We start from the raw sequence: 26,910 nt of genomic DNA on the forward strand, positions 1-26,910 counted from the left end.
GGCAGTCACCATCGTGGCTGCCCTGATTGTTCTCGGGTTAATTGTTATTAGACATGCGCTCTTGTTCAGCTTTACCTGCACCTGTTCCTTTATACTTACTCTTCTGGGCGTTGAAGGTGTAACGGATAGAGATGTCTAGGCGGTGGCTACGGCTTCGTGTTTTCTGCACAGTGTAGAAGAAACCACAATCGTGAGCCATATCCTGTACGCTACGCTGGAACACATCGCTGATGCTGGCACGCAGGCACAGGGCATCGTTCTTCAACCAGCATTTCTGTACCACAAAACCGAGGTTGTATGAGGGTGAGAGTATACGGAAGTTCAGTACATCACCTTTGGTCTGGATGTTAGCATTGGCCTCCAACTGCCAGCTGTGCTTAAAGCGGAAGGTGTTATTCAGGTCGAAGAAGAAGATAGGCTTGGTGAAGGTCACATCAGTCTTGCCTGTGTCACTACGAGGATCGTCGTAGGTCATTGTGTTCCAGAATTTCTGTCCGCCGATGGTCCAGCTTGGGCTATATACACCCCATGTTGGATTGGCCGAAAGGAAGATGGCCAGATTGCGAACGGGATCGGACAAGTTAGCCTGCTTCATCAGCATGACACCCTCGTTGTTATAGACCATTGGCACCTGTGTGATGGTGTTGTCACGACGTTCGTAGGCGGCAAACAGGTTAATCCACTTCCAACGGGCATTGATGCTCACCTCCTGCATGATAGCATTCTTTAGTTTCGAGTCGCCCTGCGACAGGGTATACGAGTTCAGATAGTAAATATGGTCGTTCAGTGAGCTGTACCTCGGACGCACGGTTTTCATGGTGTAGCCCAGCGAGGTCTGGATAGGACCAAACTGCTTTGACCATGTGACACTGGGGAAGAACTCGTCCTGATAGCGCGTCATATTGTTCTCGGCATCCAAGTTGTCGATGTAGTCGAAACCTACATGCTCGTAACGCAATCCGGCGCTTATGGTACCATATTTCTCCAAGTTAGCATTGTAAGCCACAAAGGCAGCCACGTTATTCTCCTTTACATCCGTATCGGTAGAGGGAAGAGGATAGTTGGTAATCGACGAACTGCTCTGGCGTTTCACAAAACTCATCTCCGTTCCAGCCTGCAACTGTCCTTTCCAAACAGGATAACTCAGCACCAGTTTGGTAGCCCAGAGTCGCGACCATGTATGCGAGTTCTGCTGCATAGTCTGGGTTTCTGGCAAATACACATCTATCTGGTCGTCGTCATTCTCTTTATCTGTCAGAAAATCCACGTTCAGGTCGATGTTCAGTTTGCCCACCTGGCCGTTATAATAGGCATTGCTCTGCCAATTGTACGGATAATAGGTATGACCGTCCTGGTGCGAAAGGTCGCGACCTGTGAGATTGTTTTCGGTATCTACCCACATGTCGTTATACGTATTAAACTGGTCGTGGCGTTCCACTCTGGCACCCAACGAGTGTTTGTCGTTAATCTGCCAGTTAAAGCCCAGGTTATAGTTCAGGCCCTCTCCGTGCCAGTCGTTACGCGCGTGACTGTCCTGAAGAATATTCCTGATGCCTTCATCGGCCTTTAAGAATGTGGATTGCGTAATATGCAGGTCGTTAGGACTATCCCACGTCCAATAGTTCACCATGCCAAACAGGTCCAGGTTGTTGTGGCGATAACGCAGGTTCAACGTGCTACTGGGATCGCTGAAACCAAACGCCAGATCCTGATTGTTGGCAGCCATCAAGTCAAAGCCGAAACCAGTTCCCTCGCGGCGAACAGTCTTGATACGTACCACTGCCGAAATAGTGGCATCGTACTCTGCACCAGGATTGGTAATCACCTCTACGCTCTGTATCTCCTCCGAGCGCAGTCGTTTCAGTTCGTCCTTATCTCGCATCTTTCTACCATTAATATAAAAGACTGGTGTGCCCTTGCCCAGCACCTCAAGATCGTCGCCCTTCATCATCATGCCAGGCACTTTGGTCAGCATCTCCATGGCTGTTCCCGACAGGCCGAGCACGGTTCCCTGAATGGTCGTCAACATAGAGTTTCCCGTCAGCTTGGTTTTCGGCATCTGCCCTTTCACGGTAATCTCGCTGAGCATGGTCTGGTCTGGCTCCATCTGAACGGCACCAATTTCTGAACCGTTCACATCAACATATTGTGTCTTGTAGCCAATATATGAGAATCGCAGGATACAGCACGTTTCTGTTGTCTTAATCTGAAAGCACCCGTTTACGTCGCTCGTGGCGCCTTGTATATAGGTAGAATCCGCCGTAAGTAGTGCCACACTGACAAATGGCAATGGGTCACCCTTTGCGTCAATCACGCGCCCGCCAACGTCTTGAGTTTTTGCCTGAACCGTCAGGCTCATCATCACTGCAGCCATGACTGCAGTCATCTTAATCATTCTTTTCATATCTTTTTTTTGCTTAAATGTTCTTTACTGACGGCAAAAGGATATGAATTAGTTGCAACGATGCTCGATAAAAAACACCTAACCACCTAACCCTTTCTTCCGAATCCTTAGTATTTACTAGGGTTTCAGAGGGTTAGGTGTTTGTGCAACACCTAACCCAACACCTCACTCTTTTCTGGGTTAGGTGTAGGGTTAGGTATGGGGTTAGGTGTTGGAGGACTCTGCTTCCGTGTAAGTCGTTTTGTGTGAGGCTCTTAGCAAAATCGCGGGTTAGGTGGTTAGGTGTTTTTGCAAAATCATTCGCTTACAAGATACCAACAGACTTTCTCGTAAGGAAAGTGGTAGTTTCTCGTAAGCAAACTCATAGTTTGTACTATCCAAACTCCCCTTGAGAACTATCCTCGTTCTCGTTGCGCAAACAGGCTAAAGAGCCTGTCTACGCTATGTTTCACAATGTGAAACCAATTGAATTCAGCGTGAATTCTCATCGAAAGAAACATTATTTCCAGAACTTTCTTCCTTTTTCCAAAAAACTTTCGTACCTTTGCCCTCGAACATTGGCAGCAAGCCTCAGAGGAGGTGCCAGTGTGACTTTTGTGGGTAAAAAAAGAAATAAGCGTTTGCTGTTTATTCAATAACGTTCGGGAAACTTGGCGGTGGAAAGAACGAAAAAACAGAGTAACAGTGGATGCTCACGTATGTGGGCACTACTACATCTGTTTTTTCAGGTTTCCGCCAAGTACCTCCGAACGAGATGTGGTTCAAGGTGTCCACTTCTCGTTTCTTCTAGGTGCTTGGCGGAAATTGTTGTTATCTGAATTTTATTCGGCTTGCTTGACTTTGATGATGTCCCACATCATTAAACAGTTAAGATTATGGCGGTAATTAATGACCTGATTGATAGAATCAGTGATCCAGAGCTGCGTCGTCGAATCAATGACGAGGTAGTACGTTTACAACAACAGAAGAAGTTCGGACTGGTGTTTGAAGAACATCTGCCCGAAGCTACCCCACTCTTTGATGTCCCCATCAAGGTGAAGTCGTTAGTGGCTCGTAAAGATGGTTACTTCAAAGAGTTCTTTCGTGTAAAACGGATAGAGGGAGAAACGTTGCTTTGCGAACGAGAAGATGACAGTCATGAGCAGGTAGAGTTAAACAAGAATGAAGCTGTAGCCGTTGCCCTCTTTGGTGAACCTATCTATCCATACCTAAAACCAATGGACGCTGTGAAAAATGCGCCAGACAGCGACTTGTGGCATACATTAATAGAGGCCGATAACTATCATGCCTTGCAACTATTGGTGTATCTTTATGGTGGCATGGTGGATTGCATCTATATTGATCCACCATATAATACTGGAGCAAGGGATTGGAAATACAACAATGACTATGTTGATGGTTCTGACACCTATCGCCACAGTAAATGGCTGAGCATGATGAAAAAGCGCTTGGTACTTGCAAAGAAATTGCTTAATCCGAAGGATTCTGTGCTAATAGTCACAATTGATGAAAAGGAGTATCTGAGATTAGGGTGTTTGATCGAAGAACTCTTTTCGGAATGTAGAATTCAAATGGTAAGTAGCGTTATTAATTCTGCAGGTGTAAGTCGTGGTGACGAATTCTCTCGTTCTAATGAATACATATTCTTCATCAAATCAGGATCATCTTCTCCATGCCGTCTCCCTTTGGAAGACGAATGGCGTGGAAATATGAAATCCAAGAAGAAGAATAAACTTGTATGGAACCAATTAATGAGGGCAGGTACAAATGCTCGTCGTATTGATAGACCAAAACTATTCTACCCACTTTATATATCTGATGATGGTTTGAAAATTGTTGAAATAGGTGAACCTCTACCACTTGAACACAATCGAAATGAGGTATTCTCAATGGAAGGTGTTAAAGCTGTATGGCCTATTCGTTCAAATGGTGAGGAGGGAAACTGGCAAGTTGAACCAAAGACATTAAGAGAACTTTATAAAAAAGGATATGTTAGACTGGGAAGTTTCACTAATAAAGGAATGGCTATTACTTATCTAAAAAGTGGAGAGCAACAGAAAATAGAAAATGGCTTTTTTAGAATCGTTGGCTATAGAAAAGATGGATCAGTAATAGAAGGAGAAATGGAAAATGAAAGGGAGTTTATACCAGGTTCACAATGGGACATTCCTTCACATAATGCAACATATCATGGTTCTCAACTCCTTAATAAAGTGCTGGGACAAAAACGTTTTGATTTCCCCAAATCCCTTTATGCTGTTCACGATACCATTCGTTTCTTTGTAACTAACAAACCAAATGCGCTGATTGTGGATTTCTTCGCAGGCAGCGGCACGACATTGCAGGCTGTGAATCTGTTGAATGCTGAGGATGAAGGGAATCGACGTTGTATCATGGTGACGAATAACGAAGTATCCGAGGCAGAAGCAAAGTTGTTAAGAAAACAAGGCTATCAACCTGGTGATGAGGAATGGGAGAAATATGGCATTGCCCGCTATGTAAACTGGCCTCGAACTATTTGTAGCATTGAAGGTCACGATATCAATGGACAGCCTTTGAAGGGAAATTATTTAGGAAGCGACATTCCTATGCAGGATGGATTCAAGGCAAATGCGAAATTCTTCAAGTTAGGTTTTCTTGATAAGAATTCTGTAGCAGCTTATCGCCAATTCCGTGAATTACTGCCATTACTCTGGATGAAAGCCGGTGCTTTCGGCGAGTGCCCATCATTGGAAGGAAAAGGTATTCCATCGTTCATGATTTTGGATGAGAATAAGATGGCTATTATGACAGAAGAAAGCAACTACGCCGTATTCTTAGATCAGATGAAAGATAGGAAGGACATTAAGACCATCTTCTTAGTTGTGGACTCAGAGATAGGTTTCCGCGAGATGGCAGCACCATTTAAGTGGGCCAAGACCTACCAGCTTTATAAAGACTATTTAGAGAACTTCACGATTAACTACGAGAAATAATATGGCTATAGCATCAGAACTTTTCCCTTTTCAGATAGAGGCATTAGATAAACTGCGTTCGTTCTGCAAGAAAGCAAAGCGCGACTATGAGGATGATGGCGAAAATACCATCATTACACTGGCAGCTCCTACAGGTGCAGGCAAGACCATCGTCATGTCGGGACTGATAGAGAAAATACTCTGTGGTGATGAAAACAACAAGAGCGAACGAGACTCCATCTTTATCTGGCTGTCGGATGACCCAGAACTGAATGAACAGTCCATGCACAAGGTGGAACGCGAGACAAGATTCCAGTTGCCAATCAATAGTCTGGAGATAATTCGTGAAGACTCTTTCGACAAAGCAGAATTAGATGATGGAAAGATATACTTCTTGAATATACAGAAGTTGAGCAAGTCGAGTAATCTGACCAAGAAAGGTGACGGACGAGATTACACGATCTGGCAGACGCTTCAAAATACTATCGAGAATAAAGGTCATCGGCTTTATTTCATTATTGATGAAGCACATCGTGGTACATCAAAAGCCAGTGAAACAAAACAGGCGAATAGTATCATGCAGAAGTTTATCTTTGGAAGTCCTGACGATGAACTAAACAGAATGCCTATCGTGATAGGCATGAGTGCCACTGTAGATCGATTTACTGAACTAATTAAAGACTCTGGTTCTACTACCCGATCATGGACTATTGATGCAGAAAAGGTAAAAGACTCAGGACTACTGAAAGATGAAATAGAAATCAGTTATCCTGACGATAATCAGATGCAGCGCGGTATGGCAATATTGAAATATGCCACGCATGAATGGATGGAGAAGTGTAAGCATTGGGAAGACTATTGCAAGAGGGAGCATGAGCCAATAGTATATCCTGTCATGGTGATACAAGTCGAGAACGGCCAAGGAGATAAGATTTCGGAAACGAATCTCGATGAATGCTTAAAGACAGTTGAAGAAGAGCTTGGCAGAAGTCTGTATGAAGGTGAAGTGGCTCATTCGTTTGGTGAACCTAAAACTGATATTAATATTAATGGTCTGAAAGTTCCCTATGTAGAGCCTTCAAGAATCGACGAAAGCCAAAAGGTAAGGATTGTGTTCTTCAAGGAGAGTCTTTCTACAGGTTGGGATTGTCCAAGAGCAGAGACCATGATGTCGTTCAGAACTGCTAACGACTACACTTATATCGCTCAGTTGATGGGACGTATGGTACGCACACCATTGCATCGCAGAATAGAAGGTGATGAATCGTTGAACAACGTACATCTATTTTTGCCTAACTATAACAGTGAGAATGTTCAAAAAGTCATTGATGCCCTAAGTAGTAAGGATGGTGAAGGAATACCTTCAAATATTAAGAAGAATACAGTAGGTAGCTCCGATGAACAAGAACTCCATGTAGCAGAAGATAAAAAGGATGTCTTTGAATGGCTGAATGATTTACAGTTGAAGACATGTGTTCTGAATAAGTTCAAGGTAAACAATTATCTGACCTCGTTGTTCAATCTGGCATATCTTGCAGCTAATACACAAGGATGTGATTCTGATGCTGCTGTCAGAGTGTCAAAGCATATAAGCAAGATGATATCCGAGTATATTGAAGGTCTGAAATCGGAAGGTACATATAATAATAAAGTACTCGACATAAAACAGTTTATCCTGACAGAAAGCAAAATGGAGTATCTTACAGAGAATAGGCTGAAAGATGCTTCAAACCTTGTATTAGAATTGACAGACTATGACATTGAGCGCGAATTTGCAAGAGCTGACTCAAAACTGAAGAACGTAGGACAACGCTATATTCGAGACAACTATGATGAAGAAGACCCCATGAAGCCAAAAGTGGAGGTGATTCTATTTGTTCAGTCAGAGGAATGTATGGCTGAACTAGATAAATATGCCAAAGACACGTTCTATCAGTATAAGCGCGACTATCGGAAATACTTATCGAAGTTTAGTGAGAATGTTAAGAGTAAATACGACAAATACACTCGAGAAGGTGAAGAAGTAAGTGACCATTCTTGGATGCTGCCTAATACCATTTATCTGCCTAAGGGGGAAGAGCAATGGGAAGATCATAAACATCTTTTTGTTGATTATGAAGGAAGGGCATTTTTCCCATTGAATAATTGGGAGAGGGAGGTTATCATCGAAGCAGAAAAAGATCCAGACTTTGTCTGTTGGTTACGTAATCAGGACCGAAAGCCATGGGCTTTATGTATTCCATATACAATGAATGAAAAAGTGCATCCATTCTACCCTGATTTTATCATTGTCAGAAAAGATGGACGAGGTAGCTATCTTCTGGATATTGTTGAACCTCATAAAGAGGATGAGGACAATGTTCCAAAGGCTAAAGCTATGGCCAAATATGCAGAAGGAGCTGATGGTGACGTTGAACGATTTGAAATGACAAGAATGTACGGAGACAAAATGTTTAGGCTTGACTTTGCAAATCCAGCAATCAGTCATTTGCTATCTGATGCGAACAAATACGATGACGACTATCTGAATGATTTGTTTAGGAAAATGAAAACGTCGAGTCAATGATAAAATCCATGGAATAATAAACCTCCACCTTTGCAAGGACAGATAGCAAAGGCGGAGGTTTATATTAGAACGATTGTCTGTCAAATGTTTCGAGTTGTGTGTAGCCTTAATTTTTGTAGTTTATAACTAGCAAATGGTCGAAAGCCAACTCTTTATCTATTCGTAATCCGTAGGGTCGGGGATGCCGGCATCGGCGAGGGCTTCCTTGCGCTCTACGCAGGTGCCACACTTGCCACAGTGCTTGTCGCCTCCACGATAGCACGACCAGGTCTTGCTGTAGTCGATGCCCAGCTCCTTGCCACGGGCGGCAATCTCGCCCTTGGTCATATTACAATAGGGTGAGAGCAGACGCACACCATTGAAGGTGCCGGCATGGACAGCAGCATCGAAGGCCTCGACAAACTCTGGGCGGCAGTCAGGATAAATGGTGTGGTCGCCTCCGTGGTTGGCCATCATGATATACTGCAGCTCGTTCGACTCGGCCATTCCTGCTGCGATGGCGAGCATGATACCATTGCGGAAAGGCACAACAGTCGACTTCATGTTCTCGCTGGCGTAATGGCCTTCGGGGATGGCAGCGTCGCCTTCGAGAAGCGAACTGCGGAAGTACTGACTCATGAACTCGAGGGGAATGACGATGTGTCTGATGCCCAGCTGCTCGCAATGCCAGCGGGCAAAGGGAATCTCCTTGGCGTTGTGGTTAGAACCATAGTCGAACGAGATGGCCAGGGCGATGCGCTCCTGGTAGTCGTATAACAGGGTGGTGGAGTCCATGCCTCCGCTGAGAATCAGTATACTGTCTTTTTTCATTTTCTTCTATTTATCAGGTGAGATGGCTTTATCGAAACCCAGCTTGATCACTTTAGGATATCTGGCTAGAAACTTGATGACTGCCAAGCCTAAGCGGCTGTAAAAGAGATTTGCTAACGTCTGCTCGCGGCGCTTTTTCTTGAATATCTTGTGATTAACCTTGCTGAAGGGTGTTCCCTCGCTGATGGCCTTTGCTGCATTCATGCCTGTGGCTATGGCATAGTATAGTCCCTCATAACTCACTTTGTTCGGAAATCCGCCAGCATCGCCTATCAGGATGATATTATCAAGGTCTGATACCACTTCTTTCACAGGAATATAGGCACCTCTGAGCTTTGTCTCTTTGATGCCGCGCTCGGCCAGTATCTGGCGGAAGCCCTCAATGGTTGTATTCTGGTCGCCAAAGCCTACTACATCGTAATCTACGCCAGGAAACAGGTAATAGTAGCCTTTGCTGAATTTCTCGCTTGACAATTCTATCTCCACCGCATCTTTCGACTTTTCGACATATTGCTCTAAACAGAGAATCTTTGGAGTTGTGCCTTTCATCTGGTTTCTTACGCGGCTATTAGCTCCATCGGCGCCTACCAGGTAGTTACATAGTATCTGCTGTCCTGACTTCAGCGTGACGAGTATTCGTCCGTCAGGCTGTAAGTCGTATCTCGCAAAACTTCCTTGCTTAAACTGTCCGCCAGCCTGCAGGTATTGTTGCAGTAGGCCATAGTCGAACACCTTTCGGCTAACAATCCTCAGTTCGTCGGCTGGCTCAAATTCAAAGACGGTATTCCCCATCTTTACCTTGACTTTCTTAATGCTCTGATAGTCGTATTTGAAGTCTGGCATCAGCTTGGCGAGTAATGTGTATGCCTTCGTTGTCAGTCCACCGCCGCAAATCTTGTCGCGCGGGAATTCTGCCTGATCCAGCAACAGACACTCTATGCCCGCCTTTCTCAACTGATAGGCACACGTGGTGCCCGCAGGTCCTGCGCCAACCACTACTACTTCCGTCGTTTGTTGTTCTTTAACCATTGCTCTCTTGCTTTTATCTGGTACAGACCCTGTATAAGGATTGCCATTTCGCTGCAAAGGTACGATTTACTAAGCACAATACAAAAGATTTTTCTTCTTTTTTGTCAAGACCCAGGTGCTTTCGCCATACTAATACAGAATTAAAGAGGACGGAAATCACGCCTGACCCCGCCCTCTCACGATAGAAACTACTAACGTATCAACCTTTTAAACATGTATTTCTTATCTTCATTAGTGTTTTGATGCAGGTTTAGCTGTCTCGTTTGAATATGAATAAGGGAGGCAGGAAGCCTGAGTGCCACGCTGGTGGTTGGGTTTGGACGACATACGGTAGTCGATGCTGCCGCCAGCCAGCAGATCGGTGTGTTCCAGATAGTTCTTATCATAGGGCGCACCATTCAGGGTCATCTCGCTTACATAGCAGTTTTCTGCGCTGTTGCTATCGGCGCGGATGACCAAGGTCTTGCCTTCGGGCAGATGCATGGTGACACGCTTGAAGTAAGGCGCACCAAGCGCATACTGACCTGATCCTGGGCAGACGGGATAGAAACCGAGTGCTGAGAATACATACCATGCAGAGGTTTGTCCGTTGTCTTCATCGCCACAATAGCCGTCGGGCTTTGCCTGATAGAGGCGGTCCATCGCCTGACGTACCCAATACTGAGCCTTCCAAGGTTCGCCAGCCCAGTCGTAGAGATAGATCATGTGCTGGATGGGCTGATTGCCGTGGGCATAGTTACCCATGTTCATGATCTGCATCTCGCGGATTTCGTGGATGACGGAGCCGTAGTAGCTGTCGTCGAAGACTGGGGGAAGGTTGAACACAGAGTCGAGCATGGTCACGAAGTGGTCTCGACCGCCCATCAGACGGATGAGTCCTGCGGGGTCGTGGAATACCGACCATGTGTAGTGCCAAGCGTTGCCCTCAGTAAAGGCATCGCCCCACTTCAACGGATTGAAGGGACTTTGGAAACTGCCGTTTTCATTGCGGCCACGCATCAGATTGCTCTCGCGGTCGAACACGTTCTGATAGTTCATGGCGCGCTCTTTAAATGGCTTCAACTCCTTCTTTGATTTGCCGAGTGCCTGCCCTAGACGATAGATGCACCAATCGTCGTAGGCATATTCCAGCGTACGGGCTACACTCTCGTTGATTCCTACATTATAGGGCACGTAACCCAGACGGTTATAGTATTCGAAGCCAAGACGACCTGTGCTCGAAACCTGGGGGTGAACTGCATTGGCACCATGTTTTACGGCTTGCCACAGTGTCTCAACATCATAGCCGCGCATACCCTTCAGGTAAGCATCAGCCACTACAGAGGCTGAGTTGTTGCCTACCATGCAGCCTCGATGACCCGGACTGGCCCATTCGGGCAGGAAGCCACTTTCCTTATAGGTGTTGACCAAGCCCTCCTGCATCTGCTGGCTCATCTCGGGATAAACCAAGTTGAGCAGTGGGAAGAGCGAACGGAATGTGTCCCAAAAACCAGTATCAGTGAATAGTCGGCCGCTGTGAACCTGTCCGTCGTATGGGCTATAGTGTACTGTCTCGCCTGCCTGATTAACCTCATGGAACATGCGGGGGAAGAGTACTGAGCGATAAAGGCAGGAATAGAAGGTGCGCAGATGGTCGATATCTGGATCATCGACCTCCAATCGGCCTAAGACGCTGTTCCATCGGTCGCGACCGTCTTTGCAGACGGTATCGAACGAACGTCTTGCAACCTCTTTCAGATTCAGGCGTGCCTGTTCGGTACTGATGAACGATGAGGCTACACGCAAGGTAACCTGTTCGTCACGTGTTGTCTCGAAGCCTACCACGGCACCAGCATGATTGCCTTGGAATTCATGCTTACCTTTCATAATCTTTCCATCAGCAACGGTAGAGATGAATGTGAAAGGCTTATCGCTCTCTATGACAAAGAAATTCTTGAATCCTTCGGGTACACCACCGCTGTTCTTAGTAGTATAACCCTCAATATGTTGGTCGTCGACAATGCGAATCATGGAACCATTATCGAAAGCATCGACGACAATGCGGGCTTCAGATGACTCTGGATAGGTGAATCGCATCACAGCAGCGCGCTCGGTAGGGGTCAACTCGGCAGTGATATCATAATCGGCCAGATAGACCTTATAATAATAGGGGCGGGCCGTTTCTGCCTTATGTGAGAACCATGAGGCACGCTCATCTTCATCGAACACTGTGCCGATAGTTGGCAGGAGGGCAAACTGACCGTAGTCGTTAATCCATGGCGAAGGCTGGTGGGTCTGTTTAAGACCGCGAATCTTGCCTGCGTCATAGGTGTAAGCCCATCCATCGCCCATCTTGCCCGTCTGCGGCATCCAGAAGTTCATGCCCCAGGGCAGGGCAATGGCTGGATAGGTGTTGCCTGTGGAGATGGCGTGAGTAGACTGAGTGCCTACCAGCGTATTGACAAGGTCGGCGGGGTGAGTAGCAGCCATAGCGCTGTCTCCCAGAAACAGTGCTATAGCCAGAATACTCTTTATGACATTCATTTTCATACTAAAAAACTACTTAACTAATAATCTCATCCAGTATCCACCAACTACCGATCTGGCTTTGAAGCCAATCATTAGACCAGTCTTGGTGTCATGCCAGTCGCTGGTGGGAACGCGCGATCCTGTCTCGTCCATATATTTGTAGATGGGCTCAACAAACTTCAGGAAGGTATCCTTATCGTTGGCCATGGCGGCACTCCACATGATCCAGTCGGTCTTGGTGTAGTCCTTACGGATGTCGAGAGGTAGGCCATAATCGTTCTGCTGCTTCAGATAGTAATTCAATTCGCGCTGCATGACCTCATCGCCAAACAGATTGGTGTTCCACAGTTTGTCCCATATCATGTTGTACTTCTGGCTCCAAGTGTTCTCGCGGTCGAAAGCCAGTTTGTAGTGGTCGCCCTCGCGAGCATCTGCCTCCCACTTTTTTGCCATCTTTCGGGCTGTATCCATATAGTGGTCGGCAGTAGCGTTGTCGCCCTTGATGCGAGCCATCAGCGCATAGCCTGCCACGCCCATGATGGCTTTTACAGAGAGGTTGCAGTTATGAGGCCAGTGGCCTGCAAAGTCGTCAGTACACAACTGGTTTGATGGGTCCTGTCCGTTCTCCACCAGATAATCGGTCCACTGGGTCAGGATATCCCAGTATGGCTTTACGTAATCGATGTTGCCATCCTGGATGCAGAGCTGTGCGGCCAGAGTCAGCATGTTGCCAGCCTCTTCGATAGGCATGTCGCCACCATATACCTGTCCGTTGGCAATGGGGTAGGTGCCCAGATCGTGGGCGGCAAAGGGCTTAGTCCAGCGGCCAGAACGACTGTACTCAAAGATACTGGTCATCATGGCTTTCTGCAATTCAGGGTTGTAAGCCAGGAAAAGCGGTGCCGATGGATAAGTCAGATCTACGGTATTCACGCAACCATTTGAGTTGTTCTCCTTTGAGAAATACAGCAGATGCCCTTCGTTATCCTGAAAAAGCTTGTGTGCAGCCAATACATGGCGATAGACACCTGAGAGAATTTCGGCATAGTGGGCATTACCCACCTTCAGGGCATCGTCGTAAATCTGCTTATCCATGGCGCGGCAACGCTCCATGATGCTCTTGTAATTACGGTTCAACTTATTGAAAGCGTCGAAGATATCCACCTTGCCACCATGTGCCCAGTAGGCCTTGTAGCGCTGGTACATATACTCGATATCCTCTACCTCGTCGTAGCCAATCAAAGAGAACGACGACTGAGGCTGCTGGTCAACCTTGCCGAAGTTATGCACATAGGCCAGTACAGGGGTATCGTTCTGTTTGTAAGCACGCACCTGCTGCTGTCCACAGGTCAGGTCGCCCTTAGTCATAAATCCGTCGATAATATTGTTGTAGCTGTCGAGTGATACCTTTCCATTGAAGTCGGCTACATACAGATAGCCCCAATCGATACCGATGCCGTCGCCTTTCTTGGCCAGAATGGGCTGGTCGATAGTTCCTGTTTTGAGGTACTTCACGCCATTAACAGATACTACCGATGACTCTGTGGGCTGATGAGGCTTGTTGGTTGCTATTTGTGGACTTGCCAACAGTGCAAACTGCACATCGTGCTTCTTACGGTCCAAACTCTTTACCTGGTACGAAACATACGAAACGGGGGTAGAAAGCAGGTCGAGATCGTTAATCAGCATGGGTGATGTGAATACTACATCCAGTGCTACCGGACCACAGGTAAATGTGTAGTAGGTTGAAGTGGCCATCACGTCGACACTCTTCTGTACGGCAGTCTTAACTGAGGTGGCTTCGATGCCGATGTTGGCATACAGACCAAAGTCGGCATAGGCGCCGCCAGCGTTGTTGTACACGTGCAGGGCCATCACGTTACGTCCCTCGTGCAGCAACTGCTTCTGCTGGGCATTCAGGCGTACCGACTCGTTGAATACTGCATCCATACGGCCTGTTGCTACCTGTGTGCCGTTGATGTACAACTCGCAGGCATCATCGTGTGAGTACAAGGCATAGAGGTCGCCTTTCAAATCCTCGGCTGTGAGGTTAATCTCACGGCGGATATAGATGTCACTATGCTCCTTGCTCCAGCCGGTGCGAATATTGTCGCCTGCATTACCAAATGCAGCACGGCCTGTCTGCCAGCCATTGGCCTTGAAGTCGGGCTTTTGCCAGCCATCGGCCTGTTTGGCCTCGGTGTACTGGCCCTCCCAGGCGGCCTCGTCGCTCATAGGGGCAAGTGCCTTCAGTACCTTATGCTCTTTGTCGCCCATAAAGCGATAGGTTGTGCCGTCGACTCTAAGCAAGCCCTCTAAAGGCTTCTCATCGCCAGTCCAAAGGCGTGTGTTGCCTTCAGTCAAATTGTCGTAGGGCGACCAGATGGAGAAATAAGGATCGTTGACCACAATGGGAACTGCCGGAAGGCGGAGCGATGTGGCTTTATAGGGTGAGAAGAACTCTGACTGGGCAAAGGCGCAGGTTACTGTCAGCGCCATGCCTAATAAGGAAATAATTTTTTTCTTCATAATAGAATATTTAGATGCTATGGAATAATGACTTCAAAGGGTTCGCTGTAGTTCCAACGACGGGTACCACTGCCTCGTGGAGTATCATAGTTGATGCGGGCTGCTGCACGCACAAAGACGTGACGGCCAGAAGGAATGGTCTGTCCATTGGCAGAACGAATGGTAATGGGCTGTCCCTCGAACTCGTCGAAACTATCACCTGCATAATTAATCTGATTAGACCAGCGCTGGTCGCGGGCACGATACCCAACACTCGATGACATCGAAACAAATAGCTGTATATCGGTGACATTGGTGAAGTCGTCGCTATAGCCGCCCATTGGCTCAATCAGATTGCGGAACTCGTCTTTCGTAATGCCGCGGCTCACTCTGACTTTGGCTGTAATCTGACCGTTTGATACAGATGGAGTCTCTACAAATTCTACTTTCAGGAAGGGATGTACCTCAAACTTCACTTTGGTAGTACCTGAGATGTCGCCGTACCAGGTATCGTCGGAAATGACAGTACCATCGTCGGTGTCGCGATAGATGGGTACAAACGGTCCGTCAATACGTATGTTATAATTTCCTTTAAAGACCTTGGTATTGCGGAAAGTGCCATCTGGACGACAATAAAAGTCTGGATTATGGTCTACATTATCACCATAACTAAGCTCTGTAAGACGGACACGAATGCCCTCAGAACCTTGATCAGTCAATACGGGATCGCCAGTCTTGGCATCAACCACAATACCTTCAATGGTCTCACCAGGTTCTTCATAGTTGTCAATCTCAAAGGCGTCGCATGAGCTGAGCAAGAACGCCGCTAAGAATAGGTGTAAATAGCATTTTATTATTTTCATTGTTTATGTCATTTATTTAATTAATCATTATATTATCTGTTGGGCTGCTGATCGATGACAGAACTCTTTGATACCTCGCCACCAGGGATAGCAAAATAGTAGTCGATGGCATTGAACTCGCACTCGTTCTGACCCAGATACTGGTAGTGGTAGTCGAAGAAGTATTTACCCGACTGGGCAGACATGTAGGGATAGAGACCGTGGAAACGGTATCGGCTGTTATCACTATAAGAATCCTTATCACGTGTGATACCCCAGAAGCCATCACGGTTGTCATAGTCCTGCACGCGCCAGCGACGTAGGTCGTACTTGGTCTTCTGTTCAAAGGCCAGTTCCTTGCGGCGCTCCTTGCGTACGATGTTACGACTCTTTTCATTGGAAGTGAGATTGCTGGTCATGACATTAGCACCAGCACGCTCCTGAATAGAGCGAATAGCCTCGCTAGCTATAGATAGCATGTCGGAACCGTCAGGTGAACTGATACCCTGAAGAGAAAGTTCAACAGCGGCCTCTGCATAGTTGAGAAGCACCTCTGCATAACGCATCAGGATGAAGTGCTGGTCGCAGACACCTTCGCCGCTACGGGCATCGCTACCCTGATAGAGCCATTTGCGAGAGTACATACCAGTTACACCACCCTCTGCCCAACTATAGAAGGGACCATCGGCACCAGTGGCTTGCGTAGTCACACCCTTTACATCAACAGTCTCAACAGTACCCTGATTGGGACACATAAAGAGAGTCTTTGGCTTGTCACTATAGGCTTTAAGAGTCTGAGGGCCTTTGCTGGCATTACCATAAGAGTAATCGGCACTAGGATCGGTAGAGAACAGTGGCTTAATAGGTTCTGATCCAGTATAGATGCCCTGACGGATTTCAATGACTTTTCCACGGAACACGTCGCCAGGTACAATGACCTGAGCACGAAGACGAGGTTCGGCATTCTTGAAGAAATCAAAAGGATTATCGTAAAGTATATAGTTGCCCTGAGCATCCGTTGTCTTGATTGAACCATCTGCGTTTACAGGGATACCGTCGAAGAGCGAGATAAAGTCGGCTGTAGGACAGGTTCCACCTGACAATGGTGAGTGGATGGTACAAGGGGTGTTGTACGAGTCGTAAGAGTGTACATAGGTTGGATAGCTATATTCACGAGTCTGAATGTTCTCAGGACTGTCAGAGTCAGAGAGCATGTTAACCATCGACTGCATGATAGCATCCTTGTTACCAGCCTCCCAGCCTTTCTTATAGAGTGAATATCTACCGCTGTCGATAATCGCTTTGGCAGCCAAATAGGCCTCTTTGAACCACTGGTTGGCCAGATTATTGGCTTGACTATCTTCAAAGCCCATAACACGAATACCTGTCTTCTGACCAACGCCTGTAAGATGACCAGTAACGGTTTGATTATATTTGGCTATACATGCGGCATAGAGGGCGGCTTCCGATTTCCACGCCAGAGCTATATACTTATTGGCATATCCGTCTTTCAGACTGATTGGCCCCATCAGTTCGGCAGCCTTGTCGTAATCGGCCAGAATCTGTTTCCAGGTATCCTCCTCACTTGAACGTGGAACCTCTAGCTCGTCGCTTTCTGCAGGATAGTCTATGACTTTCGTTACCAAGGGAATACCACCATAGCGTCGAGCCATAGCGTAGAAAATGGTGGCACGACAATAATATGCATCGCCAAGGTACTGATTCAGAGTTGGCTCTGGCAGACTGCTGGCTGTGGCGGGAAGATCGCGAATGAGTTGATTGATCTGGCGTAAGGTTTTGAATGCCTGACTCCAGTAGGGATTACCCTCACCACGCCATGCGTTCATGAAACCTTCACGACCTACACCCTCGCCGATACCCTCGGTACCAAAGCTTACGAGCCAACCATTGTTGGTGAAACCCTCGCTAAAGCGATATTTGAAATCCTCGAAGGGCATGTTGCTATAGATGTTGGCAAAATAAATATCAAGGCCGGACTCATCGCTAATCAACTGGTCCTCGGTAACCACATTGTTAGGTGGCACATCGAGACCAACACATGAATTAAACAGAAGGGCGATGCCGGCTGTCATGATGAATAATATCTTTTTCATATCTTATTTTAACTAAATATGTTCAACTTAGAATGACAATTGCAGACCAAAGGTGTAGGTTTTATTCAGAGGATATAAACGGCCGAGGTCGCTATCGGGGTGCTCTGGGTCTACGAACTTAACACCAGTAAAAGTGAGCAGGTTGTAAGCATTGGCATAGATACGGAGCGACATGCCATTGAGCGACTTCATCTTAGGCAGGGTATATCCCAGCTCAACGCTCTTCAGACGCAGATAGGCTGTGCTGACACGATTAAACTCAGAGTTTCCATAAGGATTGTGGTTCGTATAGGCATAATAACCAGATACCCACTCCTGTGTAGGATCCCATGGATCGGCTGTTGGGTCAACCGGATGCCAACGATCCCAGAACTGCTCGAGCGTACCACCTGCAGCCGCCTCGTAACCCCAGATACGATAGAGAGGCTCCTCGTAGCGCATGCTACCCATGGCTGATCCCTGGAAGAGAATGTTGAGGTCGAAATTTCGCCAGCTAGCATCGATGTTGAACGAGTAATTCATCCATGGTGTCTGGTCGTATGCGAAAGGATGCTCATCGAGACCGTTGATTTCGCCGTCACCATTCCAGTCTTCATATTTGTAATCACCAGGTAATACATCACGCTCATGATAGATGTCGTAGTTCCAGATGTCCTCCCAGCTGGTGAAACGACCTGCTGAAGTATATCCGAACTGCACGCCCTGGTAACGATTATTCAGATTGTCGTGACGCCATTTGTCGTAGCTGTTGGCATAGGTGGCGTTCTGAACGGCAGTGAGATATTTATTGCGTGTCAGACTGAAGATACCTTTCAATCCATAGTTTACCTCGCCAATACGATTGCGATGCGAAATCTCGAGTTCTACCCCCATGTGCTGGTCGCTGTTGGCATTGAGTCGAGGTGCATCAGCACCGATAACTGTAGGGAAGTCGCCTGGCTGCATGTAGAGACCAGTACGCTTACGGATGAAGTAGTCGAAGGTGATGCCCAGCTTACCATCCCATGCGGAAAAGTCGAAACCAATGTTGAAACTCTTAGACTTATACCATGAGATTGACTCATTAGGCATGGCTTTTGGTGAAGCACCATAGATAAACTGTCCACCAAACATCCATCCGGGAGCATAACCATTATACCAGCCCTTGTTGCCATCGCCGCTACCGCCTGAAGGATAAGAGTAACCAGCAACCCAGTCGTAAGATGCACCAGAGTCATCACCCATCTCGCCATAGCTGGCGCGAACCTTCAGGTTTTGGATGAAGTGCAGGGCATCGATATTTTTAAAGAAGGGTTCCTCGCTTACACGCCAACCGGCACTAGCAGAAGGGAAGAATCCCCAACGATGATCTGGGGCGAACTGTGAGCTCCCGTCGTAGCGGAACTGACCCTCAACAAGGTAACGGTCGGCATAGTTGTAGTTGAGTCGTCCGATGAATGAGTTGTAGTTGGCTGCGTGGATATCGCCAGCGTTGGCATTACCCACCTGACCTTCGTCAACGCCATTAAACAGATAAGGGCTGTTGAAGGCAAGATTCCGACGAGCATAGAAGCCATCGTAAACCTTCTGTTGAGTCTCCAGACCAATCATAGCGCCTATAGTATGTGAAGATATGGTGCGATTGTAGTTCAGAGTGAACTGCATCAGCTTCTGTGTGTTGTCATAATGCTCTTTACGTAGTTGGGCAGGTGAGCTACCTGAATAAACTTGTTGGATATAGCTGTCTGTTATAGGATCATAGGCATATTGGTTGTACTGCCGGCGATAGATTTCGTTCTTGTCCATGTGGAAATCGTAGGAATACATGGCGCGGGCAGTAAGACCTTTCAGTGCGTTGACATACTTGCCGAAGTCGAATGTGAGTGTGCCTTGGGTCAGCATCTGGTAACGCTTGTATTTCCTGTATCCACTGATGTCGCTTGTCATCTCGGCAACGGCATTCTCTCCCAAATCCAGATTCTGATAGTTGAGCATGGTGTGTTCTGGATCTGCATAAGCTGCTGCGAGTGGACCTTGACGCCAGTAGTTGCGGATGATGTCGGTTGTCGATGTGTAGGGGTTGTTGCGATTGTCGAGCATGCCGTTTATCTGCAGTTCGAAGTCTAGGCCTTTGACTATTTCGGCATTGATCTTCGACGTGATGTTGAACTTGTCATAATTCAGGTCGCCACTCTTTAAGAAGCCTTCCTGATAGAGGTAACCAAGACTGACAAAGTACTGCATCTTGTCTGAACCTCCACTGATGGTCATGTTGTGATTCGTCTCAGGGGCCGTTTCTGCAAAAATCAGGTCGTTCCAGTTGGTGCCCTGTTTGGTGCCATTGCGATATTCATCAATGGCCTCTTCTGTAAACATAGGAGCGCCACCATCGATATTATTCTTTTTCAATTCATTCATCAGAGTCATTGCACGAACGGGATCGAGCAGTTTGGGCATACTTTTAGGTGCTTGGATTGTGAATGAACCGCTATAGCTTACTTGCGTCTTGCCCATACCTCCTTTCTTGGTAGTTACGAGCAGTACTCCGTTAGCAGCACGCAAACCATAGATGGCAGCCGAGGCGTCTTTCAATACTGATATATCCTCAATGTCGTTGGCATTCATGCGCTGGAAATCCTCAACAGAACGGGGCACACCATCGATAACGATTAATGGAGCACCTAAACCGCGTACATCGAAGTTGTTACGGTAGGTTCCTGGTTCAGAACTCTGCTGCCACACACGGACACCGGCGATGCGGCCAGTGAGCATGTTTTGCGTATTCTCATTATTGGTTTTCAGCATCTCCTGACCACGTAAAGCACTTACAGAACCAGTGATAGACCCTCGTTTCTGGGTACCATAACCTACTACAATGACATCATTAAGTTCTGAAACATCCTCGGTCATCGTAATATTGATAGTCTGTCGATTCTGTACATTCTGGCTCACTGCCTTCATGCCGATATAGACGAAATCAAGTGTGCCGTTATCTGCTACAGAAATAGAATAGTGACCGTCAAGATCGGTAACTACAGCAGTTTTTGTTCCATGATAGGTTACTGTGGCTCCAATAACAGGCTCATTATTCTGGTCGGTAACTTTTCCTTTTACGGTGATGATACTCTGTGCCTGCAAGCCAATGCTGAAAACTGCAGAAAGCAACAGAAGTATACATTTTTTAGTTGTAAAATTCATATTGTTGTTTTATTTTAGTTATTATTGTAATACTGAACTTACCAGCATGCCATACTCAGAAGCGTATGCAAAGGCCACTAAGGCACGCACGTCATTCTGTGCATCATTATTACTCCAACCTCCTGTAAGTCCGCGAGGCAGTGTCTTATTAAGTAGGAAGTTGTCCCATGCATAGTCAAGGTTAGTTTGGAAAGTTTCGACTCCTTCTTTTGTATCTACTCCAATTTCACCAGCAGAAATCCATCCACGCATCAGTACATCATCGAACCAGCGACTGAAGTTACTATATGCATAATCCCAGTTGCCTTTTGAATTCTTTTTGGGAAAGTACGAGAAGGTGTCGTTATAAAGTTTACGGGTGTCGTCTAAGTAACGGGTGTCGTGAGTAAGAGAGTATAGGTCGGCTCCACCGCTAACCATCGTACCACTATTATAGGTGTGTTTCGTTCCTCCTGCGCCTGTACCTGGATTTGAGATACGATACTGTACTCCATCTACAACTTCATATCGGATATTGTTGTTTGCTCCAACCATGTCTAGATATATGCCATCCGATGCACGAAGATTATACTGTTGCCACTCGTATATCTTCTTTGCCATCATCAGGTAATAATCTGCTTTTGTAGATGTAATATCCTGACGCTTCCCGTCTGCACTAATAGTGCGATACGTAATCTTGTCGGATTTCCCTTGGTAATACTCTGCCAGCCATACAAGTGGAGATATGAAAGGCCCATTGCTGCAAGCATGTTTGGTGCAATATGATGGGCCCCATGTGATGCCGCCAACTTCATTACCCCAAGTGTTTTGTTTATCATCAAGGCACCAGTCCCAACCGTCAAGAACGTAGGCTGTGAGATATTCTGCCTTATCTAGATATTTCTGCTCGCCAGTGGCTTTCCACGAACGTAATAGTTCGCGGATAATCCACTGCTGATCGTCGTATACGTTCTGGTCGCCATCTACTCTGGCACCACCTTTCATACTACCACGATGTACACCGTATACAGTCCATTCTTGATTATTTAGAGTATAAGATGTTAGTTTGAAGGTTCCTGCATAATACTCCAGACCGTCATAGAGTTTCTCAAGCTGGGCTTTATATTCAGATGCCGTTCCCTGTTCTGGCTTCTTTCCTGCCTTTGTCAGAGAGCTATACCCCTCAAGGATACTATTGCAAGCTTCGATAGCGGCTGTATATGGCCATACATCTGCTTCGCCAGAGGGCTTGTCTGTTGACGGATTATACATATCGGCCATTTTCATTTCACCACTAATATAATGCTGCATGGCAGCATCAAATAGGATGGTTGCTCTTGTGAGATTTCGAACGCTAATATCGTTATTCTCAACGGGCTGAGGAGTAACGGGCGTGTTAGGGCTATCTGGTAAAATGTCGTTGTTGCTACCGCAACTAGCCGTTGTGGTTATGGCAATGACAAGGCTAGCCATAGTCAGAATTCCTTTTTTCATTTTCTTATTCATATTATTGTTTAATTCAAGTCGATACTATAGATGGTTACCTTATTCTCATCGCCATTCTCCTCGCCCTTATAAACAGCAAGAACAAGTGTTACGTTCTTACCTTTATATTGTGAGAGATCGAATACGAATTTTCCATAGTTCTCAGGGTGTCCTGTATCGCCATTCTTATGCTTGAACTTGATGGTGCCGTCGGGGCCCTCTGCCAGTTCGTCTACTTTCGAATCCTTAGTAGGCTGGAGATATTTCACGTTCATATCATCTGTGATGGCAATCAGTTTGTAGTATGTTGGATAATCACCGAAGTTGCGTGCACGGAGGGTAAATGTCTTATTGTTATCATCGATAGCGAACTTGCTATAGAGATAGCTCTCGGCTTTCGATGTGCTGACAATACCGTTGCTACCACGTGTTTTGATGGTGTAACCCTCGTTAGTGAACACGTCACAGTCCTTGGTGATTGACGTCATACCCCAGTATGCAGCTACGTGCCCTGTCTTATTCCAGTCACGATATGCCCATACATATTCATCACGATCCTTACGTCCATCGTAGGTGCTTATTCCTGTAAACGACTTTCGCTCGTTTGGCATAGTACCACGCACCATCTCTTGTGTCAGATGTAAATCTTCGAGTGCATCATTGATAGGACTACCTGGTAACCAAGCAAGACCGTTGGTGGCTGAAGGTGCAAAGCTGATACGACGCAGTACAAGTTGAACCCACTCGCCAGAATAGTATGTTCCTACGGCAATGGCTATGTCTTTGCCAACATACGCACTGAGGTCGAATACAAAGTTCTTGTAGTTGCCATCTTGGAATGAGATGTTGTCACCCAACTTCTTTGCCTGTGGCTTCGATTCGTTTAAGTCTACAATAACTACATTCCATATTGCAGGCCCTTGATGGGTACGGGCAAAGATTGTCATAATCTTATTATCTACTGTGATATGCTTTCTACCATATATAAATGTGTTAAGATTTTCCAAATCAGGGGAGCTACTCTTACTTTCATCTACTCTCATCGTGGTCCCCTCATTCTGTTCTTCCCAGTTACCCGTCATATCAAGAGTACACATATAATCGACGCTCCAGTCAAATTGAGGATAGTTGTCGGCATTACGACCACCACGATATTCGTTATACATCCAAGGAGTACATGACTTTAAATCGATCAAAGTTAGCCCTGGTAGGATTTCTTCACCGCCCAGCAAAATATCAGGCAGTTGGGCAATACCGTCTATAAAATCGTCAATCTTCACATTTCGTGTCACAATATTATAGTCGGCATACGAGAACGTTACGGAATAATTGTCTAAGGGTAATTGTGATAGGGTGTAAATACCCTCACTGTTTGTTTGAACAGATGTACCACCTAGAGAAACCGAAACTCCTGCTAAGGGTTTTTTGCCGTTTTTTGCATCAAGGATACGGCCAGTAATACGTGCAGCAGCATAACGCAGGGATGTTCTGACGTAAGCCATACCACCAACCCATGACTTTGGTGCTACAGTGCAAAAAACAGTCTGATAGTCTGTTTTGCTAAATGAAATAACATGCTTACCAATAGGTACTCCTACTAAGGTGTAGCTACCAGAGGCATCGGTTGTTGTACTTATGTCGGTGTCAATTACCGTCACTAATACTCCTTGTAGAGGTGAATTATGATCATCAACGATGATACCACTTACATCACCTTCTCCTAAATGATTTGCATCATTGTTGGTGTCGTCACTACAACTGAAGTTGATAAACACCATGAAGCATATTGCGAACAAATATGCTACAATCTTTGAGGTCTTGGTTCTTTGATTCATAAAAATGTTTTTTGTTAATTAGCTATTGTTAGAATCCTTTTTAATTATTCTCAGAAATCGAAAAAACGAAATCGGATGCAAAAATAGTTTCGTCAACTTAATCAATGGGTTAATTATGGGTTATTTTACGATTAAAAGTGTTAATCCTGGTTGTATTTATCGTTTTTATCCCTCAAAAATGTTACATTTGCACCACCTAATATAACTGTATGCCCAAATTCTACAAAATACTATTGCTTGTACTGATTATAGGCAATATCATTGAATCATCGGCTCAAGGACTCAGGTTCTTGAACCCTACCGACTCTATCGATGGCCGAACCTCGTATGTTGTGTTTAAAGGAAAGAGACCTGTATTTACGCAACAACTGAATATATCATTTGACCTTCAGATGCCACGAGTGGATGAGGTGGGATATTTACTGCATCTGATAGATGAGAAAAGAGGAGTGAACTATAATCTTTTCTATGATGGAAGAGGTCATGATTGGTTTGAGTTTAATGAAGAGGGTAAGACAACTCTTTTCAGAAGTCATTTTGACAAGAAAGCGTTATTAGATAAGGGTTGGGTTAAGTTCTCACTTTGTCTGGACCTTGACAGGAAAAAGATACTAATGACCATAGACGGAAAACAGACACAGGCTCAAGTGGACAACCTGCCTGCTGTGTTATCACCGATGATAGTGTTTGGACGTTATGATTATCTGATCGAAGTACCATCAGCTACTATCAAGAATTTGCATATTCAAGGAGGTGGAGCAACCGATTATTTTTTTCCTCTATCGCAAAGCAGAAGTAATGATGTGTATGACCAGAACCAGCGGAAGGTGGGGCATGTAGACAATCCGTATTGGGTTATCAATGATTGTTACCATTGGCAGAAACTTGTCAGTATGCATTTCTCAAACAATGCCGGAGCCAATTTTCATCCCAAGCGTCATTTGTTTTATGGCTATACGCGTGACACCTTATTTATATATAATGCAGATAATCACGACATTCTTTATCGTGCTTTCTCGGCAGCATGTCCTGTAGATATTAATCTTGGAATGAATTTCATTGATACACGATCTGATAGACTATATACATACGAGGTGTTCAAATATGATCGGCTAGAAGACAGACCGCGTGATGAACCTTCTATTGCCAGTCTGGACCTCAACACATTCGAATGGACGCCAGAGTCTTATGACCAATTACCAACCCAACTGCATCATCATGGAAATATTCTCGATACACTAAGGAACAGATTTTGTATTTTTGGCGGATTTGGCAGCATGTTATATTTCCGTAATCTTAACATCTATGACATAAAAGAACATCGTTGGGAAGAAGCCAAAACCCTTAAAACATGCACTCCGCGCTATTTTACTTCGCTTGGTATTGATTCGCAGTGCCGTTATGCTTACATCTTTGGTGGAATGGGAAATGAATCTGGTAATCAGTCTGTAGGTAGACGATATTTATATGATCTTTATCAGGTTGATCTGGAAAACTACTCTACCAAACTATTATGGAGTCTTGAACGGGGGAAACAGCAAAATACTGTGCCAGTTCGCAACATGTTTATCATGGGCAATTATTTCTATACGCTCTGCTATCCAGAAGCTCTTTCTGAATCTCACCTCCGACTCTGCAGATATTCACTTGCTGACGGAAGTATGGAGATGTTGGGCGACTCTATTCCCATACAGTCAGATAAAATAGCGACAAATGCCAACATCTACTACGATCCCATCGTAGATAAGTTCTATGTCTGTGTCCAGGAGTTCACTGATGATATCGCCTCAACAATAACTCTCTATTCCATTCAATTGCCAGTATTGTCAGATGCTGAGTTTGCCAGAGTCTCAAAGCTCCCCATTGACACCAAGTTGATATATATTGGAATAACGTTGTTCGCAATGTTTGCTGCTGCATTATTCTATTTGTATTATAGACGTTGTAAGCAAAAGAAGTTGGTAAGGTATAATGAAAAACTTGATGTACAAGTAGCGGAGAGTAGAGCAAATGCCATCTATCTTTTTGGTAATTTTACGGCGTTTGATCGAAAGAATAAAGATATTTCCTATCTCTTTACAGACAAGTTGCGTGAACTGACATGCCTGTTGTTCTGGTACAATAAACGAGGTGGCATCTCTTCAAAGCTTATCGGAACGATGCTATGGGGAGATAAGCCTGCAGACAAGGTTAAGAACTCGCGAAGTGTAATCATGAATCATCTAAGAAAGGTGCTTGAAGAGATAGATGGTATCGAACTGGCTTATGTGGATGGGTTCTATCAATTCATCATTAAAAAACCTTTCTATTGTGACTATCTGGACTATGAGCATCAGGTAATGACAGAGACATATACAGAACAAAGTCTGTTGAGTATTCTTCGTCGAGGCAAATTCCTGCAATCACAGAACATGCCTACTCTCGATCAGTTTAAATCAGAAACAGAGCGTGTTATGTCGCCAATCATTCTGCGTCTTATGAAACGTACCTATGCTAATAGCGAGCTGAAGTTGACGTTATATCTGACAGAGGTGATGCTCTACATTGACCCTTATCATATTGAGGCGTTCTCATATCAGATGAAAGCACTGAAACGTTTAGGGAAAGTCTATGAGGCCCAGGATATATCAAGGGCTTTCCACGAGGAGTATATCAAGGCATTTGGCGAAGATTTCACTAATAGCTAAAATATCAGTATG

13 protein-coding genes are annotated in these 26,910 nt (G+C 45.6%); 3 read left to right on the forward strand and 10 right to left on the reverse strand.

What is annotated here, in order from left to right:
- Positions 1-37: 37 nt before the first annotated feature.
- Positions 38-2,404, reverse strand: a complete 2,367-nt coding sequence (locus BMX82_RS05590) for an outer membrane beta-barrel family protein (RefSeq protein WP_091766785.1) — start codon at positions 2,402-2,404, stop codon at positions 38-40.
- An 875-nt stretch (positions 2,405-3,279) separates the two neighbouring features.
- Here BMX82_RS05590 and BMX82_RS05595 point away from each other — a divergent pair.
- Both BMX82_RS05595 and BMX82_RS05600 read left to right on the forward strand, forming a co-directional pair.
- The gene (locus BMX82_RS05595; RefSeq protein ID WP_091766788.1) at positions 3,280-5,379 is read left to right on the forward strand and encodes a site-specific DNA-methyltransferase; all 2,100 of its coding nucleotides are present in this window, start codon (positions 3,280-3,282) and stop codon (positions 5,377-5,379) included.
- Position 5,380: 1 nt separating this feature from the next.
- Positions 5,381-7,924, forward strand: a complete 2,544-nt coding sequence (locus BMX82_RS05600; RefSeq protein WP_091766791.1) for a DEAD/DEAH box helicase — start codon at positions 5,381-5,383, stop codon at positions 7,922-7,924.
- A gap of 156 nt (positions 7,925-8,080) precedes the next feature.
- On the opposite strand, the gene queC is transcribed toward BMX82_RS05600, so the two are convergent.
- The 9 genes from queC to BMX82_RS05645 all read right to left on the reverse strand — a co-directional run bounded on the left by queC (position 8,081) and on the right by BMX82_RS05645 (position 24,211).
- Positions 8,081-8,734, reverse strand: a complete 654-nt coding sequence (gene queC, locus BMX82_RS05605; protein ID WP_091766795.1) for a 7-cyano-7-deazaguanine synthase QueC — start codon at positions 8,732-8,734, stop codon at positions 8,081-8,083.
- Between the two features lie 6 nt (positions 8,735-8,740).
- A complete protein-coding gene (locus tag BMX82_RS05610; protein ID WP_091766798.1) occupies positions 8,741-9,763 on the reverse strand; it encodes an NAD(P)/FAD-dependent oxidoreductase in 1,023 nt (340 codons plus the stop codon).
- Positions 9,764-9,994: 231 nt separating this feature from the next.
- On the reverse strand, positions 9,995-12,286 hold the full coding sequence (locus BMX82_RS05615) for a GH92 family glycosyl hydrolase (protein ID WP_410524403.1): 2,292 nt from the start codon (positions 12,284-12,286) through the stop codon (positions 9,995-9,997).
- A 15-nt stretch (positions 12,287-12,301) separates the two neighbouring features.
- Positions 12,302-14,800: a glutaminase family protein gene (locus tag BMX82_RS05620; protein ID WP_036914269.1), complete on the reverse strand. Its 2,499-nt coding sequence runs from the start codon at positions 14,798-14,800 to the stop codon at positions 12,302-12,304.
- 17 nt (positions 14,801-14,817) lie between these two features.
- Positions 14,818-15,642 carry a DUF3823 domain-containing protein gene (locus tag BMX82_RS05625; RefSeq protein WP_091766804.1) on the reverse strand — a complete coding sequence of 275 codons (825 nt, stop codon included), beginning with the start codon at positions 15,640-15,642 and terminating at the stop codon, positions 14,818-14,820.
- A 32-nt stretch (positions 15,643-15,674) separates the two neighbouring features.
- Positions 15,675-17,735: a RagB/SusD family nutrient uptake outer membrane protein gene (locus BMX82_RS05630; RefSeq protein WP_091766807.1), complete on the reverse strand. Its 2,061-nt coding sequence runs from the start codon at positions 17,733-17,735 to the stop codon at positions 15,675-15,677.
- 27 nt (positions 17,736-17,762) lie between these two features.
- Positions 17,763-20,912 carry a SusC/RagA family TonB-linked outer membrane protein gene (locus tag BMX82_RS05635; RefSeq protein ID WP_036914264.1) on the reverse strand — a complete coding sequence of 1,050 codons (3,150 nt, stop codon included), beginning with the start codon at positions 20,910-20,912 and terminating at the stop codon, positions 17,763-17,765.
- A 21-nt stretch (positions 20,913-20,933) separates the two neighbouring features.
- A complete protein-coding gene (locus tag BMX82_RS05640; RefSeq protein WP_177172026.1) occupies positions 20,934-22,385 on the reverse strand; it encodes a glycoside hydrolase family 76 protein in 1,452 nt (483 codons plus the stop codon).
- 20 nt (positions 22,386-22,405) lie between these two features.
- Entirely contained in the window at positions 22,406-24,211 is a 1,806-nt protein-coding gene (locus BMX82_RS05645) for a carboxypeptidase regulatory-like domain-containing protein (RefSeq protein ID WP_091766813.1), read from the reverse strand.
- 209 nt (positions 24,212-24,420) lie between these two features.
- On the opposite strand from BMX82_RS05645, the gene BMX82_RS05650 reads away from it, so the two are divergent.
- Positions 24,421-26,898, forward strand: a complete 2,478-nt coding sequence (locus tag BMX82_RS05650; RefSeq protein WP_091766816.1) for a hypothetical protein — start codon at positions 24,421-24,423, stop codon at positions 26,896-26,898.
- Positions 26,899-26,910: the final 12 nt, after the last annotated feature.

Origin of the sequence: Prevotella sp. khp7 (assembly GCF_900109055.1) — a bacterium.
Classification (GTDB): Bacteria; Bacteroidota; Bacteroidia; order Bacteroidales; family Bacteroidaceae; genus Prevotella.

Coding starts and splice junctions, on each gene's coding strand:
- BMX82_RS05590 (WP_091766785.1), bottom strand. CDS start 2,404: ATGAAAAGAATGATTAAGATGACTGCAGTCATGGCTGCAGTGATGATG.
- BMX82_RS05595 (WP_091766788.1), top strand. CDS start 3,280: ATGGCGGTAATTAATGACCTGATTGATAGAATCAGTGATCCAGAGCTG.
- BMX82_RS05600 (WP_091766791.1), top strand. CDS start 5,381: ATGGCTATAGCATCAGAACTTTTCCCTTTTCAGATAGAGGCATTAGAT.
- queC (WP_091766795.1), bottom strand. CDS start 8,734: ATGAAAAAAGACAGTATACTGATTCTCAGCGGAGGCATGGACTCCACC.
- BMX82_RS05610 (WP_091766798.1), bottom strand. CDS start 9,763: ATGGTTAAAGAACAACAAACGACGGAAGTAGTAGTGGTTGGCGCAGGA.
- BMX82_RS05615 (WP_410524403.1), bottom strand. CDS start 12,286: ATGAATGTCATAAAGAGTATTCTGGCTATAGCACTGTTTCTGGGAGAC.
- BMX82_RS05620 (WP_036914269.1), bottom strand. CDS start 14,800: ATGAAGAAAAAAATTATTTCCTTATTAGGCATGGCGCTGACAGTAACC.
- BMX82_RS05625 (WP_091766804.1), bottom strand. CDS start 15,642: ATGAAAATAATAAAATGCTATTTACACCTATTCTTAGCGGCGTTCTTG.
- BMX82_RS05630 (WP_091766807.1), bottom strand. CDS start 17,735: ATGAAAAAGATATTATTCATCATGACAGCCGGCATCGCCCTTCTGTTT.
- BMX82_RS05635 (WP_036914264.1), bottom strand. CDS start 20,912: ATGAATTTTACAACTAAAAAATGTATACTTCTGTTGCTTTCTGCAGTT.
- BMX82_RS05640 (WP_177172026.1), bottom strand. CDS start 22,385: ATGAAAAAAGGAATTCTGACTATGGCTAGCCTTGTCATTGCCATAACC.
- BMX82_RS05645 (WP_091766813.1), bottom strand. CDS start 24,211: ATGAATCAAAGAACCAAGACCTCAAAGATTGTAGCATATTTGTTCGCA.
- BMX82_RS05650 (WP_091766816.1), top strand. CDS start 24,421: ATGCCCAAATTCTACAAAATACTATTGCTTGTACTGATTATAGGCAAT.